Origin of the sequence: Streptomyces sp. NPDC094147 (genome assembly GCF_044764265.1) — a bacterium.
Classification (GTDB): domain Bacteria; phylum Actinomycetota; class Actinomycetes; order Streptomycetales; family Streptomycetaceae; genus Streptomyces.
The window spans coordinates 229,762-246,543 of sequence record NZ_JBIWHT010000007.1; the positions used below are offsets into that span (position 1 = coordinate 229,762).

Genomic DNA, 16,782 nt, shown 5'->3' on the forward strand with positions numbered 1-16,782 from the left:
TTATCGCGCGGTGGACGTGTAGGGCAGCAGCGCCATCTCACGGCTGTTCTTGACGGCCGTGGCGACGTCACGCTGGTGCTGCGTGCAGTTGCCGGTCACGCGGCGGGCACGGATCTTGCCGCGGTCGGAAATGAACTTCCGCAGCATGTTCGTGTCCTTGTAGTCCACGTAAGCGGTCTTGTCCTTGCAGAAAGCGCAGACCTTCTTCTTAGGCTTGCGCACAGGCGGCTTCGCCATGGTGTTTCTCCTGTGTGATCAAGAAGTGGGAGTACGAGCTGCCCTAGAAGGGCGGCTCGTCCGAGTAGCCGCCGCCGGAGCTTCCGCCCCAGCCGCCACCGCTGCCACCCTGCGGCTGTCCGCCACCGGCCGGTGCACTGGAAGCCCACGGGTCGTCGGCGGGGGCACCGCCGCCGGCCTGCTGGCCGCCACTGGGGGCTCCGCCCCAGTTGCCACCGCCCTGCTGCTGACCTCCGCCGCCGTAGCCGCCCTGGCCGCCTCGGCCGGTGGTCTTGGTGACCTTGGCCGTGGCGTTCTTGAGGCTGGGGCCGACTTCCTCGACGTCCAGCTCGAAGACCGTGCGCTTGACGCCCTCGCGGTCCTCGTAGGACCGCTGCCTCAGCCGGCCCTGCACGACTACGCGCATGCCTCGCTGAAGCGACTCCGCGACGTTCTCCGCCGCCTGACGCCAGACCGAGCAGGTCAGGAACAGGCTCTCGCCGTCCTTCCACTCATTGGTCTGACGGTCGAAGGTGCGGGGAGTGGACGCGACACGGAACTTCGCGACGGCCGCACCGGAGGGGGTGAAGCGCAGCTCGGGGTCGTCGACGAGATTGCCGACGACCGTGATGACGGTCTCGCCTGCCATGGATGAACCTCTCGGCGGGGATTGCTGCTGGCTGCTGTGTTGCTACTCGGACCCGATTACCTCTGAGCGGAAGCTCAGTGGGTCTCGGGGCGGAGGACCTTGGTCCGGAGGACCGACTCGTTCAGGTTCATCTGACGGTCGAGCTCCTTGACGACCGCAGGCTCTGCCTGAAGGTCGAGGACCGTGTAGATGCCCTCGGGCTTCTTCTTGATCTCGTAGGCGAGACGACGACGGCCCCAGGTGTCGACCTTCTCAACCTTTCCGTTGCCCTCGCGGACGACGGAGAGGAAGTTCTCGATCAGGGGAGAGACAGCGCGCTCCTCCAGATCGGGGTCGAGGATGACCATCACCTCGTAGTGACGCATGTGGAACCCACCTCCTTTGGACTCAGCGGCCACGGTCGTTCCGTGGCAGGAGGGTCGTGATGCGTAAGCAACGGTATCGGCGACCACTGACAATCCCCCTCCACGAGGAGCGGGACGGCATGCGGGCACGGCTGACACCGGTGCAGACCGTCCAGAGTACCTGTTGACCCGCTTCCGGTTGAAATCCGGTGGGCAGGGGACGCAATCTGTACAGATCGGGTGTGTGCGGCGTCACCCTTCGCCGCCTTCCGCCAGGAGGTGCCCCATGGCACAAGCAGTGCGTCCGAATGCCCCTGTCTCCCTCTTCGCCACCGACGGCAAGGCCCATCCGCTCCAGGACACGTTCGCGGCCGTCACGGTCGTGCTGGGTGCGCTGGCCTTCGCCACGGCGTGGTTCTACAACCTCCACCTGGTCAGCTCGTGGGCCGGCCTCGTCGGGATCGTCACGGGCGCGTACGGCCAGTTCATCTCGGCGACGACCCGGGAGCGGTTCCTGCTGATCCTGGGGATCGGCGCCTCTGCCATCGGCTTCTTCCTCGGCATGGCCCACGGCGGCCTCTTCGGCGGTGTCGTCGGCGGCTGACCACCGCACGGCACCCACCACCAACGGGATCCCGTACGGCACAGTGCCGTACGGCCATCCGGGGCGCTCCTGTGGCCCAGTAGGCTTCGGCACGAGAGCCGGAGCCCCTGTACCCATGGGGACACACCTGCCGAGGAGCGCCCCGCATGAGCCTGACCCTGAGGACCATCAGCCGTGAGCAGCATCTGGCGTACATCCAGAGCCTGCCTGCGGCGAGCCACTGCCAGGTCCCGGCGTGGGCTGACGTCAAGACGGAATGGCGTTCCGAGAGCCTCGGGTGGTTCGACAAGAACGGCGAGATCGTCGGTGCCGGTCTGGTGCTGTACCGCCAGCTCCCCAAGGTCAAGCGCTACTTGGCGTATCTGCCCGAGGGCCCGGTCATCAACTGGTACGCGCCCAACCTGGACGAGTGGCTGAAGCCGATGCTCGCGCACCTCAAGCAACAGGGCGCGTTCTCCGTGAAGATGGGCCCGCCCGTCGTCATTCGCCGCTGGGACTCGACAGCCATCAAGTCCGGTATCCAGGACCCGGATGTGAAGCGCCTGCGTGACGTCGAGGCCACGCACATCGAGCCGCGCGCCTTCGAAGTCGCCGACCGGCTGCGGAAGATGGGCTGGCAGCAGGGCGAGGACGGCGGCGCCGGCTTCGGCGACGTCCAGCCGCGCTACGTCTTCCAGGTTCCGCTGGCCAACCGTTCACTCGATGACGTCCTCAAGGGCTTCAACCAGCTGTGGCGCCGCAACATCAAGAAGGCGGAGAAGGCCGGTGTCGAGGTCGTCCAGGGCGGTTACGAGGACCTCGCCGAGTGGCAGCGCCTGTACGAGATCACTGCGGTGCGCGACCACTTCCGGCCGCGTCCGCTCTCGTACTTCCAGCGCATGTGGACGGTCCTCAACTCCGAGGACCCCAATCGGATGCGGCTCTATTTCGCGCGGCACAACGGAGTAAACCTCTCTGCTGCGACGATGCTGGTCGTCGGCGGACACGTCTGGTACTCCTACGGCGCCTCCGACAACATCGGCCGCGAGGTCCGTCCGTCCAACGCGATGCAGTGGCGGATGCTCCGCGACGCGTACGCGATGGGTGCGACCGTCTACGACCTGCGCGGCATCTCCGACTCCCTGGACGAGACCGACCACCTCTTCGGCCTCATCCAGTTCAAGGTGGGCACCGGAGGCGAGGCCGCCGAATATCTCGGCGAGTGGGACTTCCCGTTGAACAAGCTGCTCCACAAGGCGCTGGACATCTATATGTCGCGCCGCTGACCGGTTGCGTAACCTCGTTCCTCGTACCCCCGACACATCGCAGCCATCAGAAAGGTCCGGACGGCCATGGCGCTCACCCTCTACGTCGACTCCGCTCGCTGGCGGGCGCACCAGAAGTCCGTGATCGACCAGTTCCCGGGAATCGTCCCGGTCTGCAAGGGCAACGGCTACGGCTTCGGCCATGAGCGGCTCGCGGACGAGGTGTCCCGATTCGGCTCGGACATCCTGGCGGTCGGCACCACCTATGAAGCCGCCCGCATCAAGGACTGGTTCAGCGGCGATCTGCTCGTCCTGACGCCGTTCCGGCGCGGTGAGGAGCCGGTGCCGCTGCCCGACCGCGTCATCCGCTCGGTCTCCTCGGTGGACGGCGTGCACGCTCTGGTGGGCGCTCGGGTGGTCATCGAGTGCATGAGCTCGATGAAGCGCCACGGCGTCAAGGAGGAGGAGCTCGGCATGCTCCACTCCGCCATCGAGGACGTACGACTCGAAGGCTTCGCGCTGCACCTCCCGCTGGACCGCACCGACGGCTCGGACGCCGTCGAGGAGGTCATCGCGTGGATGGACCGGCTGCGCGCGGCCCGGCTGCCGCTGCACACCATGTTCGTCAGCCATCTGCGTTCCGAGGAGCAGGCGCGGCTGCAGCAGCAGTTCCCGCAGACCCGCTTCCGGGCCCGCATCGGTACGCGGCTGTGGCTCGGCGACCACGAGGCGACCGAGTACCGGGGCGCCGTCCTCGACGTCACGCGTGTCGCCAAGGGCGACCGGTTCGGCTACCGCCAGCAGAAGGTCGCCTCCGACGGCTGGCTGGTCGTGGTCGCCGGCGGCACCTCGCACGGCGTCGGCCTGGAGGCCCCGAAGGCCCTGCACGGCGTGATGCCGCGCGCCAAGGGCGTCGCACGCGCGGGGCTCGCCACCGTCAACCGCAACCTGTCGCCGTTCGTCTGGGCGGGCAAGCAGCGCTGGTTCGCGGAGCCGCCGCACATGCAGGTGTCGATCCTGTTCGTGCCGTCGGACTCGCAGGAACCGCGCGTGGGCGACGAGCTGGTGGCCCATCTGCGCCACACCACCACGCAGTTCGACCGCCTGGTCGAACGCTAGGCACCAGCCTGCCCCGAGACATCGGGCCCCTGGCCGACGACAGCCGCCGTCGGCCAGGGGCCCGAGCCTTTTCTAGGACGCGGGGAATTTCGTGCCCCACTCGACCCGCGGCCCCTCGACGAGCTGTGCCGCGTGCCGCGGCGGATGCGCTGCCTGGCCCAGTACGAACACGTCCTCGGCCCGGTCGAGGACCCCGCCCGACGGGTCGTCCGATCCGTCCCGCCGTACGACGTCCCGCTCCGGCATCAGGATGTCGCGCACCACGACGGCACACAGGTACAGGGTCGTCAACAGATGGGCCGCGATGGCCAGTTGGTAGCCCTCGGGCGGCAGGCCCTGATGCTTGTCACCGCTCATCGTGTACGCGAGGTACAGCCAGATCCCCAGGAAGTACACGACCTCACCGGCCTGCCAGACCAGGAAGTCCCGCCAGCGCGGCCTGGCGAGTGCGGCCAGCGGGATCAGCCACAGGACGTACTGCGGCGAGTAGACCTTGTTGGTGATGACGAACGCGGCGACGACCAGGAAGGCGAGCTGCGCGAAGCGCGGGCGGCGCGGCGCGGTGAGGGTGAGCACCGCGATTCCCACGCAGGCGACGACCATGAAGAGCGTGGCCAGCGTGTTCACCATGCCGGTGTCCAGGCCCTTGCCGGTGCGCTGCGAAATGATCAGCCAGAACGAACCGAAGTCGACGGACCGCTCCTGGCTGAAGGTGTAGAACTTCTTCCACCCCTCGGGCGCGAGCATCATCACCGGCAGGTTCACGACCAGCCAGGCACCGGCGGCGCCGAGCAGCGCGGCCCCGAGTTCCCGCCACTTCCCGGCCCGCCAGCACAGCACGAGCAGCGGGCCGAGGAGCAGTACCGGGTAGAGCTTCGCGGCCGTTGCCAGGCCGATCAGGATGCCGAAGGCGAGCGAGCGGCAGCGCGACCACATCAGCATGGCCGCCGCGGTGAGAGCGACAGCGAACAGGTCCCAGTTGATGGTGGCCGTGAGCGCGAAGGCGGGGGCGAGTGCGACGAGCAGGGCGTCCCAGGGGCGGCGGCGGTGCGTCCGCGCCACACAGACGGCGATGACGGCCGTGCAGGCCATCAGCATCCCCGCGTTGACCATCCAGTACGTCTGCTCGCGGTGCTGCATGTCGCCGCTGCCCGGGGTCAGCCAGGAGGCGGCTTCCATGAACAGGCCGGTCAGCACCGGGTACTCGAGGTAGTTCATATCGCCGTTGAGGCGGTCGAAGTACGGCACCAGATTGTCGGCGAAGCCGCGGAGCGAGTACAGGTGCGGGATGTCCGAGTAGCAGGCGTGCGTGTACTGCGAATTGGCTCCCCGGAACCAGGCCCAGTCGTAGCAGGGCAGCTTCTGGGCCATCCCCAGGGCGAACATGCCGATCGCGACGAGCACCACGATTCTGATCGGGGTGAGCCAGTGGTGGCCGGGCCGGGCCCAGCGGCCGAGCGGGCCGCCGATCAGCTGGCTTCCGGCCGCGGCGACCTCGTCCTGCTCCGTGGGGCGTACGACGGGTTCTGCGGAGGCTCCGCGCCGGTCCTCGTGCACACGGGGGCTCGTCTCGCTCGTCATGCCCGACATCCTGCCGTACGGCGCTGTGGATACGGGGAGCGGTGGTGTTTCACGTGAAACAACCGGTGTGTTTCACGTGAAACGAGACGAGGGGCGGTGTTTCACGTGAAACACCGCCCCTCGTCGTCAGTCAGCCTAGCCGCCGGCTCCTGCGAACCAGCCGCCCGGCCCGCTGCCGGGTTTCGATCTACTGGGCGACGGGCTGGGGCTGGGCAAGCCGCCCGTCCCACCGTTGGTCGGGCCCTGGTTGGTGCCACCGGTGTCGTTGCAGGTCCAGTCCCACTTGCTGCACGAGCTGCTGGGACTCGGGGAGGGCGACTTCGACGGGATGCCGGAGGGTGTGCTGGACGGGGACGCCGAGGCGGGCGCGCTCGGGGACGGAACCGTGCTGGGGCTGGGGGACATGCCTCCGCCGTACACCTTGTCGCCGATCTTCTCGGCGGCCGGGAACGTCTCGGCCGGAGAGTCGCCGAGCGCCTGCTCCATGTAGTCGTGCCAGATGGTCGACGGGAACGAGGCGCCGTGGATCTTTTCCTGACCGCCCGTTCCGAACATCTTCAGGAACTCGCGCTTCTTGCTGGTCTCGTTGTCGTCCAGCCGGTACATGCTGACGGCGGTCGAGTACTGCGGCGTGTATCCGACGAACCACGCCGACCGGTTGCCGTCGGTGGTACCGGTCTTGCCGGCCACCTGTCGGCCGCTGAGCTTCGCGTTGGTTCCCGTGCCCTTTTCGACGACGGTCTTCAGTACGTCCGTGACGTTGTTGGCCACAGCGGCGGGGATGGCGTTCTTGGCCTGGTCCTGGTGCTCGTAGATCACCTTCCCGTCCTTCTTCACCTCCGTGACGGAGAACGGGTCGCGCTGCGTGCCGCTCGCGGCGAAGGTGGCGTACGCACCGGCCATCCGGATCGCGCTGGGCGACGACGTGCCGATGGAGAACGACGGCACGCTGGAGGAGGCCATGCTGGTCTTGCTGTCGTGCAGCCCCGCTGCCATGGCGACCTGCTTCACCTTGTCGGTGCCGACATCCATACCAAGCTGGACGTACGGGGTGTTCACCGACTCCTGCATCGCGTAGCGGAGATCGATGGCGTAGCTCGGCGGGTTGTAGGACTCGTCACCGTCGTTGGTCTGCAGCCACTCGTTGCCGTCCTGGTTCTTCCAGATGGTCCCGTCGTAGTTCTTGATCTTCAGCTTGTTCTTGCCGCTGTAGATGCTGTCCGGCGAGACGGGCGTCCGGTCGGAGTCGCTCTGCTGCGCGGACTTGTTCGGGTCGCGCTTTCCGTACTCCATCCCGGCCGCGAGGACGAACGGCTTGAAGGTCGAGCCGACCTGGGCACCGGTTTCGTCGGCGTTGTTGGTGAAGTGCTTGGTCGCGTCCTCACCGCCGTAGATGGCCACGATGGCCCCTGTCTTCACGTCCACCGAAGCAGCGCCGAACTGGACGAAATTGTCCACGTCGGGGCGCTTCTTCGGGTCGATGTTCTTGTCCCGGACCTGCTTGACGACGCCTTCCATCTCCTGGACCTTCTTCTTGTCGAAGGTCGTGTAGATCTGGTATCCGCCCTTGGTCAGGTCGATGTCCGGGTTGGCGTTCCTCGCGTACCCCTGGGCGAGGCCCACGAGGTAGCCGATCTGCCCGCCGAGGTTCGCGTTCTTCTTCGGCTTGTCGGGCATCGGGAAGATCTTGTACTTCGCGCGCTCGGCCGCGTCCATGTGCTTGTCCTTGACCTCTTGGTCGAGGATCCAGCCCCAGCGCTCCGTGGCGTTCTTGGTGTTCTGCTGGGCGGTGGCCGCCGGGTCGACCTCCGGCGCGCCGGCCGGGTCGAAGTAGGTCGCGCCCTTGAGGAGCGAGGCGAGGAAGGCGCACTGGCTCGGGTCGAGGTCCTTGGCGTCCTTGCCGTAGTACGTACGGGCCGCGGCCTGCAGGCCATAGGCGCCGCGACCGTAATAGGCGGTATTGAGATAGCCCGCCATGATTTCGCTCTTCTTCTTGGTCGCACCGACCTTGATGGAGATGAAGAGCTCTTTGAACTTACGGGTGATCGTCTGCGACTGGTCATCAAGGCGGGCGTTCTTCACGTACTGCTGCGTGATGGTCGAGCCGCCCTGGGTCTGGCCGCCCTTCGCCATGTTCAGCACCGCGCGGGCGATGCCCTGGGGGTCGACGCCGCTGTCGGTCTCGAACGTCTTGTTCTCGGCCGAGATGACGGCGTACCGCATCGCCGCCGGGATCTGCTCGTAGGGGATGATCTGGCGGTTGACCTCACCACCGGTGGCGACCATCTGCGTCTTGTCCGCCCAGAAGTAGACGTTGTTCTGGGCCGTCGCCGCCCGAGCCACGTCCGGCACGCCCACCATGTAGTACGCCACGCCGACGAAGACGACCAGCAGGCCGAAGCAGCTCAGGCAGCAGGCGCTGACCAGCTTCCAGGACGGCATCCAGCGGCGCCATCCGTGCTTGCCGTAGCGGGGGTAGTCGATGAACCGCTTCTTGGGCGGCCGGCCTCCGCCCGCACCGCCGCCCCTGCCGGACCGGCGCCCGGGTCCGCCAGGAGGGCCGCCGGGGTCCGCTGCGCGCCTGCGGCCGCCGCCCCGCTGAGCACGACGCGCCTCGGCCCGCCCGCCATAGGTGCGTTCCTCCGCGTTCGGCGCCGATGGCGCCCCGTACCCACCGGACGGCGACTGAGCCGCAGGGTCCGGAGATCCGCTCGTCGGCCGAGCCGCTCTGCGACCGGAGGGCTGCTGCGCGGCGCGCCGGGCCGCGGCACGCCCACCGCCCTGGGGCTGCGGCGGTTTGCGACGGTGCTCGCTCATCGAACGACTACTCCTCGGGCAGGCGAGAACGCCTGGAAACGGCAGCTGGGTTCCTGTCCCCCCGATGTGCGGAGCGCCCCTGGGAAGGACGCGTCCACGCTGCATCCCGTGTGCCGATGGCGCTGAACACGCCGACGCCCCCTGACGTCACTCGGCACACAGTGGTCTGCATGGCGCACAGACTACGCACGCCCAAAACCGCCCCAGGGCCGAAGTTCACCCCAAATCAGGCAAGTTGCTGCCTATGAATTGACGATGTGACGCCGTTCACCATGGCCCCTCTTGTCGCAGCTGCGACTCGGCTCTATCGTGCTGATGTATCGAGTCGATACATCAGCACGGCATAAAGGTCCCCGACGATCGAGGAGGCGAAGGATGAGCAGGCGCTCCGGCATCCTCGAATTCGCCGTACTCGGTCTGCTCCGCGAGGCCCCGATGCACGGTTACGAGCTGCGCAAGCGGCTCAACACCTCGCTGGGGATCTTCCGGGCCTTCAGTTACGGGACCCTCTATCCCTGCCTCAAGACGCTGGTCTCCAACGGCTGGTTGATCGAGGAGCCGGGCAGCGCTCCCGAGGATGCGCTCGCCGCTTCACTCGCAGGGCGCCGCGCCAAGATCGTCTACCGGTTGACGGCGGAAGGTAAGGAGCACTTCGAGGAGCTGCTCTCCCACACCGGCCCCGACACCTGGGAGGACGAGCACTTCGCCGCCCGTTTCGCCTTCTTCGGCCAGACGGAGCGAGAGGTGCGGATGCGCGTGCTGGAAGGTCGTCGCAGTCGGCTGGAGGAGCGCCTCGAGAAGATGCGCGCCTCTCTGGCCCGTACGCGCGAGCGCCTTGACGACTACACGCTTGAGCTGCAGCGCCACGGCATGGAGTCCGTGGAGCGCGAGGTGCGCTGGCTGAACGAGCTCATCGAGAGCGAGCGGGCGGGACGGGATCAGCGATCCGGCCCCGCCACCGGCTCGGCTCAGCAGGACCACACATCAGGAGAGACGGGCGGCCTGCCCCGGCACCGGGACAGCACCCGGCCGGATCCGTCCGAGGACACCGCCAACTGAAGGCCTGCGTCCGCAGGACTTCGAAGAGATCACACAGGGAGCAACCGGAATGGGTTCGGTTCGTGTAGCCATCGTCGGCGTGGGCAACTGCGCCGCCTCGCTGGTGCAGGGCGTCGAGTACTACAAGGACGCCGACCCGGCCGCCAAGGTCCCGGGTCTGATGCACGTCCAGTTCGGCGACTACCACGTCGGTGACGTGGAATTCGTCGCCGCGTTCGACGTCGACGCCAAGAAGGTCGGCCTCGACCTCTCTGACGCCATCGGTGCCAGCGAGAACAACACCATCAAGATCTGCGACGTCCCGAACAAGGGCGTCAAGGTCCAGCGCGGCCACACCCTGGACGGTCTCGGCAAGTACTACCGCATGACCATCGAGGAGTCCGCCGAGGCTCCGGTCGACGTCGTCCAGGTCCTCAAGGACAAGCAGGTCGACGTTCTGGTCTGCTACCTGCCGGTCGGTTCCGAGGACGCTGCGAAGTTCTACGCGCAGTGCGCCATCGACGCCAAGGTCGCGTTCGTCAACGCCCTCCCGGTCTTCATCGCCGGCACCAAGGAGTGGGCGGACAAGTTCACCGAGGCGGGCGTCCCGATCGTCGGCGACGACATCAAGTCGCAGGTCGGCGCCACCATCACGCACCGCGTGATGGCGAAGCTGTTCGAGGACCGCGGTGTCCGTCTTGAGCGCACCATGCAGCTCAACGTCGGCGGCAACATGGACTTCAAGAACATGCTGGAGCGCGACCGCCTAGAGTCCAAGAAGATCTCGAAGACGCAGGCCGTCACCTCGCAGATCCCCGACCGCGACATGGGCGAGAAGAACGTCCACATCGGTCCGTCGGACTACGTGGCCTGGCTGGACGACCGCAAGTGGGCGTACGTGCGCCTCGAAGGCCGTGCCTTCGGTGACGTTCCGCTGAACCTGGAGTACAAGCTCGAGGTCTGGGACTCCCCGAACTCCGCGGGTGTCATCATCGACGCCCTGCGCGCCGCGAAGATCGCCAAGGACCGCGGCATCGGCGGCCCGATCCTGTCGGCGTCGAGCTACTTCATGAAGTCCCCGCCGGTCCAGTACTTCGACGACGAGGCCTTCGCCAACGTCGAGAAGTTCATCAAGGGCGAGGTCGTGCGCTAGAGCTCGCACCCCTGAGGACTGCTGAGGGTCCCCGTGCGCCATGTGCGCCCGGGGACCCTTGCCGTATGTGACGCTTGCCCACATGCCCGTCGTACGTGATCTGCGCGTGCTCCTGCGTCTGAAGGAATTCCGGCATCTGCTGGCCGTACGGCTGCTGTCCCAGGCCGCGGACGGGGTGTACCAGGTCGCCCTCGCCACGTACGTCGTCTTCTCCCCCGAAAAGCAGACCTCGCCCGGCGCGATCGCCTCCGCCATGGCTGTCCTGCTGCTCCCGTACTCACTAGTCGGCCCGTTCGCGGGAGTCCTGCTCGACCGCTGGCGACGACGGCAGGTCTTTCTGTACGGGAACCTTCTGCGAGCCGTCCTCGCCGGCTGCACCGCGCTGCTCGTCCTCGGATCCGCGCCCGAATGGCTCTTCTACGCCTCCGCGCTCGCCGTGACGGCCGTCAACCGCTTCGTCCTCGCCGGTCTCTCGGCCTCGCTGCCCCGGGTGGTCGACGCCGAGCGCCTCGTCATGGCCAACTCGCTCTCCCCGACAGCCGGCACTCTGGCCGCCACTGCGGGCGGCGGGCTGGCCTTCGCGCTGCGCCTGGTGATCGACGCCGATGCCGCGACCGTCGTCCTGGGCGCCGTCCTCTATCTCTGCGCCTCACTCGCCTCCCTGCGCCTGCCGCCCGGCCTGCTCGGGCCCGACCCCACGGCCGTGCAGCCAGGCCTGGCCGCGGTGATCGGCTCCACGGCGCGGGGACTGGCCGACGGCGTACGGCACTTGAACGCACGGAGATCGGCCGCGCGGGTCCTCATCGCGATGACGCTGATGCGGTTCTGCTACGGGGCACTCACCGTGATGCTGCTGATGCTCTGCCGGTACGCCTGGGCGGCGGGGCCGGGGAACAGGGGCCCTACCGGCGGTCTCGCGCTGCTCGGGCTCGCCGTGGGCGTCTCGGGAGCGGGCTTCTTCACGGCGGCCGTCATGACCCCGTGGGCAGTGGCGCAGCTCGGCCAGTACCGCTGGATCGTGGTGTGCTCGGCCACCGCCGCGGTGCTCGAACCGGCGCTCGGGCTGCCCTTCGCCCCTGTTCCGATACTGATCGCCGCCTTCGTCCTCGGTCTGGTCACCCAGGGCGCGAAGATCACCACGGACACCGTGATCCAGTCCTCGGTGGACGACGCTTTCCGGGGCCGGATCTTCTCCCTCTACGACGTGCTGTTCAACATGGCCTTCGTCGGCGCCGCAGCGGTGGCCGCCCTGATGCTTCCGCCGGACGGCCGCTCGGCCGTCCTCGTCATCGCGGTGTCCGTCATCTACGCGGCGGTAGCGGCCTTTATGACCAGGTTTCGTGTCCCTGAGTGTCACATCGGGGCCACAGAATGATCTGCGGTGTCGGCGTCACCCCGGGGGCCCGCTAACTTACGGGCGTCATACATCGCCATCATTTTCGAGGGGACCCTCTCAGTGACCACGCCGCCCCAGGGCCAGAACCCGTACGCCCAGAACCCCAACGCTCCGTACGGGCAGAACGCCCCGTACGGGCAGCCTGGGCAGCCCGGGCCATACGGGCAGCCCGGCCAGCCCGGCTTCCCGCCGCAGGGCGCGCCCTACCAGGGTGTCCCAATGGCACCGCAGGGCACGCCACCCCGCAGCGGCGGCAAGACGGTGCTCAAGGTGATCGGCGCCGTCGTCGGCCTGGTCGTCATAGCCGGCGGCTGGTATCTGAACCAGAACAGCGAAGACGCCAAGAAGCTGGCCGTCGGCGACTGCCTGTACAACAAGGGCACCGACAGCAGCCCCGACATCCAGCAGGTGAGCTGCACGGACGCCAAGGCGACCCACAAAGTGCTCAAGAAGAGCCCGGGTGCCAGCCTTCCCCAGCTGACCTGCCAGAACGTCACGGGGACCACGGCGGCCTTCACTTGGAAGGAAAAGAGCGACTCCTTCACCCTCTGCCTGGGCGACACCAAGTAGCACTCGGCACGAAGGGGCGGTGTTTCACGTGAAACACCGCCCCTTCGTCATGCCGTCGGCAGGTCATGTTTCACGTGAAACATGACCTCAGCCCTGCGCCGCCCACCACTCCTTGAGCGCAGCGACGGCCGCATCGTGCTCCATCGGCCCGTTCTCGAGGCGCAGCTCCAGCAGGTGCTTGTACGCCTGCCCGATCGCCGGACCAGGGCTGATGCCCAGGATCTGCATGATCTGGTTGCCGTCCAGGTCGGGCCGGATCGAATCCAGCTCCTCCTGCTGCTGAAGCTCGGCGATCCGCTCCTCCAGGCCGTCGTAGGCCCGCGACAGAGCGCTCGCCTTGCGCTTGTTGCGCGTGGTGCAGTCCGAACGGGTCAGCTTGTGCAGCCGGTCGAGGAGCGGGCCCGCGTCGCGGACGTACCGTCGCACCGCCGAGTCGGTCCACTCCCCGGTCCCGTAGCCGTGGAAGCGCAGATGCAGCTCCACCAGCTGTGCGACGTCCTTGACCATCTCGTTCGAGTACTTCAGCGCGGCCATCCGCTTTTTGGTCATCTTCGCGCCGACCACCTCGTGGTGGTGGAAGGAGACCCGGCCGTCCGACTCGAACCGCCGTGTCCTCGGCTTACCGATGTCGTGCAGCAGCGCCGCCAGCCGCAGCACCAGGTCCGGACCGTCCTGCTCCAGGTCGATCGCCTGGTCGAGGACGATCAGCGAGTGCTCGTAGACGTCCTTGTGCCGGTGGTGCTCGTCGCTCTCCAGCCGCAGCGCCGGCAGCTCTGGCAGTACGTGGTCGGCGAGCCCGGTGTCCACGAGCAGGCGCAGCCCCTTCTTCGGGTGCGCGGAGAGCAGCAGCTTGTTCAGCTCGTCCCGCACGCGCTCGGCGGAGACGATCTCGATGCGGCCCGACATCTCCGTCATGGCGGTGACGACCTCGGGAGCCACCTCGAAGTCCAGCTGGGCTGCGAAGCGCGCGGCCCGCATCATCCGCAGCGGATCGTCGGAGAAGGACGCCTCGGGCGTTCCCGGCGTACGGAGCACCCGTGCGGCCAGGTCTTCCAGGCCCCCGTGCGGGTCGACGAACTCCTTCTGCGGCAGCGCCACCGCCATCGCGTTGACGGTGAAGTCGCGGCGGACGAGGTCTTCCTCGATGGAGTCGCCGTAGGACACCTCGGGCTTGCGCGAGGTCCGGTCGTACGCCTCGGAGCGGTAGGTCGTCACCTCGATGAGGTAGCCGTCCTTCTGGCAGCCGACCGTGCCGAAGGCGATCCCGACCTCCCAGACCGCGTCCGCCCAGGGCCGCACGATCTTCAGGACGTCCTCGGGGCGGGCGTCGGTCGTGAAGTCCAGGTCGTTGCCGAGCCGCCCGAGCAGCGCGTCACGGACCGAGCCGCCGACGAGGGCAAGCGAGAACCCCGCCTCCTCGAATCGGTTGGCGAGATCGTCCGCTACAGGGGACACCCGCAGCAGTTCACTCACCGCGCGGCGCTGCACCTGGCTCAGTGCACTGGGATTGTCTTCGTTGGCGTTCGGCACAACAGAAAAGGGTACGTGGCCCGGCCGACCGGGGCGTCACCGTTATTACGGGCCCCGATATGCGGGCGGGCCCGTCGGTACGGCAATCTTCCGATCATGTGGAGCAGTCCGCGGCACTTCGCCACAGTGCGCATCGTTACCATGCGTGGACGCAGCAACCGACAGCGACGACAGCGAGGGACGGGCGAGCGCGTGGCCGAGGCGGCAGATTCCCAGGGGATGACTCCCTCTCCTGCCCGCCGGTGGCTGCGCCGCACGGCGGCGCTGCTCGTCGGCGCCCCGCTGATCGCGGGCCTGCTGTCCGCCACGGCCACCCCGGCGGCGCAGGCGGCCGAGGACAGCACCTCGGCGCAGAACGTCCAAGTGTCACTCGACTCGGTGGCCCCCAAGGCCCCCGTCAAGAGCGACACGCTGACGATCTCCGGACGGGTCACCAACAAGGGCAGCCAGGCCGTCACCGGCGCCCATGTGGGACTGCGGGTGGGGCCGAAGCTGTCCGGACGTACCACGATCGACGAGGCGGCCGCCCGCACGGGGTACTCCCCGAGCAGCGACGCAGCGGAGATCGGCGACGGGTACACCGTCAAGTTCGCCAGGCTGGACACCGGGATCAGCCAGGACTTCACCCTGTCCGTACCGGTCTCCAAGCTGGGCCTCGGTGACGACGGCGTCTACCAGCTCGGCGTCTCCGTGTCGGGCCAGACCGCGAATCAGCGGTACGACCAGGTGCTCGGTATCCAGCGGACCTTCCTGCCGTGGCAGCCGGAGGCCATCGAGGGCAAGAAGAGCCAGCTCACCTTTCTGTGGCCGCTCGTCTCCTCGTCCCACCTCACCGCCCAGACGGGCTCGGACGCCCAGCAGACGCCCGTCTTCACCGACGACTCCCTGGCGAAGGAGATCGGCCCCGGCGGCAAGCTGGAGCAGATGGTCTCGCTCGGCAGGCAACTGCCCGTGACCTGGGTGATCGACCCCGATCTGCTGGCCACCGTCGACGCGATGACCCGCAACTACAAGATCAAGGTCGGCGACAACCTGGTCGCCGGCACCAGCCAGGACGTGGCCAAGGAGTGGCTGAGTTCGCTGGAGGCGGCGGTCCAGGGTGAGAAGGTCGTCGCCCTCCCGTTCGCCGATCCCGATCTCGCCTCGCTCGCCCACCACGGCCGGGACGTCCCCGGCTCGCTGAGTCATCTGCAGAGCGCCACCGAGGTGGCACAGAAGACCATCGACACGATCCTGCACGTGACCCCGTCGGTCGAATACTCCTGGCCCGTGGACGGTGCCGTCGACCCGTCCATCGTCGACGTGGCGACATCGGCCGGCGCGCACAACGTGATCGCGCGCAGCGACAGCCTGCGGGACGGCGCGGTCCCGTACGCTCCCACGGCGGCCAGGCCGATCGGCGGCGGCACCAACGCGATCGTCGCCGACGCCCGGCTCTCCACGGCATTCCAGGGCGACATGTCTATGGCGGACACCTCGACCCTGGCGGTGCAGGAGTTCCTCGCACAGACCCTCGCGATCACGCTCCAGGACACCGACAAGCAGCGCAGCATCGTGGTGGCCCCGCAGCGGATGCCGACCGTCAGCCAGGCGCAGACAATGGCCGCCGCACTGCACGCGCTGGATCCGCAGCGCTGGACCCAGCCGCTCGACCTGTCCGCCGCGGCCACCGCCAAGCCCGATCCGCTCGCCACGACGAAGGTGCCCGGCGCCGGCGCCTACCCGGATGCGCTGCGCCAGCAGGAACTGCCGGTCAACGCCTTCCAGGACATGAAGAACACCCAGGGCACCCTGGACAAGTTCAAGGTGATCCTGACCGCACCCGACCGGGTGGTCACGCCCTTCGGCAACGCGATCAACCGGGAGATGTCGACGTCCTGGCGCGGCGACTCGGGCGGCGCACAGAACTACCGCTCCGGCGTCCAGCTCTACCTGGACGGTCTGACCGACCAGGTCAATCTCATCCAGAAGTCGACCGCGACGATGTCGGGGCGCAGCGCCACCATCGCCGTCACCGTGCAGAACAAGCTGGTGCAGGGCGTCGACCACCTGGTGCTGAGACTCCAGCCGAAGAGCCCGACCCGCCTGCAGCTGGGCGAGGACGGCGACGCGATCGGCGCGCAGCCGGTGAAGGTGGACGGCGACCGCAGTCAGTCGGTGAAGTTCACCGCCATCGCCAACGCCAACGGTCCGGTGCCAGTGACCGCGCGTCTCTACACGGAGGACGGCACGCCGTACGGTGAACCGATGGAGTTCACCGTCCAGGTCTCCGAGATCACTCCGACGGTGATGCTGGTCATCGCCGGCGGTGTCCTGCTGCTGGTGCTCGCGGGCATCAGGATGTACACCCACCGCAAGCGCTCCATGGCTCGCGAGGAATCCGAGGACAACGGCGACCCCGGGCAGTCGAACGGTTCGCCGGGCGTCGATCCCGGGCAGCCGAGTGACCCGACGCCGGACACCGGTCCGGAAAGCGGGGCCGCACCGGACCCGGGTGAGAAAGTGGACCATTGAGCTATGT

14 protein-coding genes are annotated in these 16,782 nt (G+C 67.8%); 8 read left to right on the forward strand and 6 right to left on the reverse strand.

Annotation, left to right across the window (positions count from 1 at the left end):
• The 3 genes from rpsR to rpsF form a co-directional block, all read right to left on the reverse strand.
• Positions 1 to 237, reverse strand: a complete 237-nt coding sequence (gene rpsR / locus ACIQ8J_RS14470) for a 30S ribosomal protein S18 (protein ID WP_005315025.1) — start codon at positions 235 to 237, stop codon at positions 1 to 3.
• A 43-nt stretch (positions 238 to 280) separates the two neighbouring features.
• Complete coding sequence (locus ACIQ8J_RS14475; RefSeq protein WP_399048800.1) at positions 281 to 865, reverse strand: single-stranded DNA-binding protein; 585 nt, start codon at positions 863 to 865, stop codon at positions 281 to 283.
• 74 nt (positions 866 to 939) lie between these two features.
• The gene (gene rpsF, locus ACIQ8J_RS14480; RefSeq protein WP_100575641.1) at positions 940 to 1,230 is read right to left on the reverse strand and encodes a 30S ribosomal protein S6; all 291 of its coding nucleotides are present in this window, start codon (positions 1,228 to 1,230) and stop codon (positions 940 to 942) included.
• Between the two features lie 265 nt (positions 1,231 to 1,495).
• On the opposite strand from rpsF, the gene ACIQ8J_RS14485 reads away from it, so the two are divergent.
• From ACIQ8J_RS14485 to ACIQ8J_RS14495, 3 genes are all read left to right on the forward strand, one after another.
• Entirely contained in the window at positions 1,496 to 1,813 is a 318-nt protein-coding gene (locus ACIQ8J_RS14485; RefSeq protein ID WP_403269368.1) for a hypothetical protein, read from the forward strand.
• A gap of 146 nt (positions 1,814 to 1,959) precedes the next feature.
• Complete coding sequence (locus ACIQ8J_RS14490) at positions 1,960 to 3,078, forward strand: lipid II:glycine glycyltransferase FemX (RefSeq protein ID WP_403269371.1); 1,119 nt, start codon at positions 1,960 to 1,962, stop codon at positions 3,076 to 3,078.
• A gap of 66 nt (positions 3,079 to 3,144) precedes the next feature.
• Positions 3,145 to 4,176 (forward strand): alanine racemase, encoded by a 1,032-nt coding sequence (locus ACIQ8J_RS14495; protein WP_403269374.1) that lies wholly within the window; start codon positions 3,145 to 3,147, stop codon positions 4,174 to 4,176.
• A 72-nt stretch (positions 4,177 to 4,248) separates the two neighbouring features.
• Here the strand turns inward: ACIQ8J_RS14495 and ACIQ8J_RS14500 are convergent, their stop codons facing one another.
• Both ACIQ8J_RS14500 and ACIQ8J_RS14505 read right to left on the reverse strand, forming a co-directional pair.
• Positions 4,249 to 5,757, reverse strand: coding sequence for a glycosyltransferase family 87 protein (locus ACIQ8J_RS14500; protein WP_403269377.1), 1,509 nt, complete (start codon positions 5,755 to 5,757; stop codon positions 4,249 to 4,251).
• Positions 5,758 to 5,892: 135 nt separating this feature from the next.
• Entirely contained in the window at positions 5,893 to 8,574 is a 2,682-nt protein-coding gene (locus tag ACIQ8J_RS14505) for a transglycosylase domain-containing protein (RefSeq protein ID WP_403269381.1), read from the reverse strand.
• A 375-nt stretch (positions 8,575 to 8,949) separates the two neighbouring features.
• On the opposite strand from ACIQ8J_RS14505, the gene ACIQ8J_RS14510 reads away from it, so the two are divergent.
• The 4 genes from ACIQ8J_RS14510 to ACIQ8J_RS14525 all read left to right on the forward strand — a co-directional run bounded on the left by ACIQ8J_RS14510 (position 8,950) and on the right by ACIQ8J_RS14525 (position 12,731).
• A complete protein-coding gene (locus ACIQ8J_RS14510) occupies positions 8,950 to 9,633 on the forward strand; it encodes a helix-turn-helix transcriptional regulator (protein WP_403269384.1) in 684 nt (227 codons plus the stop codon).
• Positions 9,634 to 9,682: 49 nt separating this feature from the next.
• Positions 9,683 to 10,765, forward strand: coding sequence for an inositol-3-phosphate synthase (locus ACIQ8J_RS14515; RefSeq protein WP_403269387.1), 1,083 nt, complete (start codon positions 9,683 to 9,685; stop codon positions 10,763 to 10,765).
• An 82-nt stretch (positions 10,766 to 10,847) separates the two neighbouring features.
• Positions 10,848 to 12,140: an MFS transporter gene (locus ACIQ8J_RS14520; RefSeq protein ID WP_403269390.1), complete on the forward strand. Its 1,293-nt coding sequence runs from the start codon at positions 10,848 to 10,850 to the stop codon at positions 12,138 to 12,140.
• Between the two features lie 81 nt (positions 12,141 to 12,221).
• Positions 12,222 to 12,731, forward strand: coding sequence for a hypothetical protein (locus ACIQ8J_RS14525; protein ID WP_403269393.1), 510 nt, complete (start codon positions 12,222 to 12,224; stop codon positions 12,729 to 12,731).
• An 87-nt stretch (positions 12,732 to 12,818) separates the two neighbouring features.
• Here ACIQ8J_RS14525 and ACIQ8J_RS14530 read toward each other — a convergent pair whose 3' ends face one another.
• On the reverse strand, positions 12,819 to 14,261 hold the full coding sequence (locus tag ACIQ8J_RS14530) for a CCA tRNA nucleotidyltransferase (RefSeq protein ID WP_403269396.1): 1,443 nt from the start codon (positions 14,259 to 14,261) through the stop codon (positions 12,819 to 12,821).
• Between the two features lie 192 nt (positions 14,262 to 14,453).
• On the opposite strand from ACIQ8J_RS14530, the gene ACIQ8J_RS14535 reads away from it, so the two are divergent.
• Positions 14,454 to 16,775 (forward strand): DUF6049 family protein, encoded by a 2,322-nt coding sequence (locus tag ACIQ8J_RS14535; RefSeq protein ID WP_403269398.1) that lies wholly within the window; start codon positions 14,454 to 14,456, stop codon positions 16,773 to 16,775.
• Positions 16,776 to 16,782: the final 7 nt, after the last annotated feature.